This is a genomic window from Streptomyces sp. NPDC000878 (genome assembly GCF_053599695.1).
On sequence record NZ_JBSFMT010000186.1, the window covers coordinates 1 to 1551 of the forward strand.

Annotated in this window: 2 protein-coding genes; both read left to right on the forward strand. The window is 61.5% G+C overall.

What is annotated here, in order from left to right:
* Positions 1–854 precede the first annotated feature (854 nt).
* On the forward strand, positions 855–1226 hold the full coding sequence (locus ACWDR4_RS50065; protein ID WP_450418860.1) for a hypothetical protein: 372 nt from the start codon (positions 855–857) through the stop codon (positions 1224–1226).
* 97 nt (positions 1227–1323) lie between these two features.
* A complete protein-coding gene (locus tag ACWDR4_RS50070) occupies positions 1324–1449 on the forward strand; it encodes a hypothetical protein (protein ID WP_450418862.1) in 126 nt (41 codons plus the stop codon).
* The last annotated feature ends 102 nt before the right edge of the window (positions 1450–1551 follow it).

Here is a 1551-nt window from a genome sequence, read left to right on the forward strand (position 1 = left end):
CGCGCGGTCTGCTCCGCAGACACGACGCGCCGTCGCTACGCGACGGGTCAACTCCCTTGCTCCGCAAGGGAGTTGATGGATCATCACTCCGTGACGATCAGCCGAATTGCTCCGCAATTCGGCCAGGGAATTCGCTCCGCGAACTCCAAAAAGCGCGCCTATCAGGCATAGTGACCCTGCTCCTGACGGTCGGTCAACAACCTCCATACTCAATCCCATTCAAGACATCTCCTTTCCGGAATCGGATTCCCTCAAATACCATTCCTGAAGCTTAAACTAACTCCCCCTCAATTCCCTGAAATACCAAACGAATTACGCACACGAGGATACGCCCACCACGCCTTTCCGGCAACCAATACCCAGAGCCCACGCCGACACAGGCAGTTCACCGCTCGCCTGCTCCAGGCCCCAATAACGGCCGCGTGCAAGCCCTCCCCCGGCGCGGCGGCCCCCGCCGACGCGCAACCAGACAATCCCGCCCCGATCCCCGACGCCGCCGCGCCACCCAGCCCCAGCCCCCCAACCCCCTTTCTCTCATTCGGGCAGGGAGAGCGGCAGCAGAGGGGATGTCACCAACCCGACCACACGCGGCGCCCAGGCCCACCAGGGGCGATGCCCGAGGCGCGGGAAGCGTTCAGCATCAGTTGGCGCAGGAGACAGCGCAGTAGTAGACGCGCCATTTGATGCGCGAGTTGTCACAAGGTGACACTCGATCAGGTTGTGTTTTCCCTGCTCACAGGGGTTGTGATCACACGTCAGAGTATCTAGTATCGAATTAGCAAGTTGCTCCGGGTGACGCCGGAGCGGCCACGCCGAACACGAAGGGAAGCCCCGTAATGGAGGCAGCGTCAGCAGTGCAGCTGATCAATCAGCTGATCTACAAGCCGGGTTGGACGATCGATGCCGACGACCACACCAACCGGTTCGAGGGCACGGTGAAAGTCAGGTTCACATTCCCCGCGCACAGGTCAGAGCGGAACCTGGCACCGGAAGGCTACCCGGAGGAAATCACCACGTACGCAGAATTCCCCATCGTTGTAGCGGACTGTGACGATGTGGAACTGTACCGCCGAATTCTCGGCAAGATCATGGAAATTGAGCTGCACGAGGCTCGCGAATTCCTCCGAGTGCCGCCGACGTATTGGGCCCCCTTCCACCCGCACCGCGTAGACGGCATGAAGCGGTGGGGTGACACCCCCGGAGATCTGCTTTACGGGATTTCCTGACAGACGCTCCCGGACGGGGGCCGCATCTCATCTGCGCCCCCGTTCGGGAGACCAGGCCCCAAGACCCCCAATCCCTCACCCGGTCAGCGAGGAAGTCATGAGCCCGAACGTCATCATCCTGCTTGTCGTCGTAGTGGCTTGCTACGCGTACAGCAAGGGCCGCGCCCGAGGCCAGAGCGAGAACATCGCGAAGGCAGTTGCCCGTTTCTTCGAGAAGAAGTGACCACGCCCTAGCCTCGCCGTTTCGGTTGGGGTGATGAGACGTCGTTGATCGTCAACTGTCGCGTGGGCAGGGTGTTTTCACCGCTCGGGCATGGCGGCGTCC

What these genes read in the sequence shown, in the direction of transcription:
- ACWDR4_RS50070 (WP_450418862.1), top strand. Translation starts at nt 1,324, where the DNA reads ATGAGCCCGAACGTCATCATCCTGCTTGTCGTCGTAGTGGCTTGCTAC.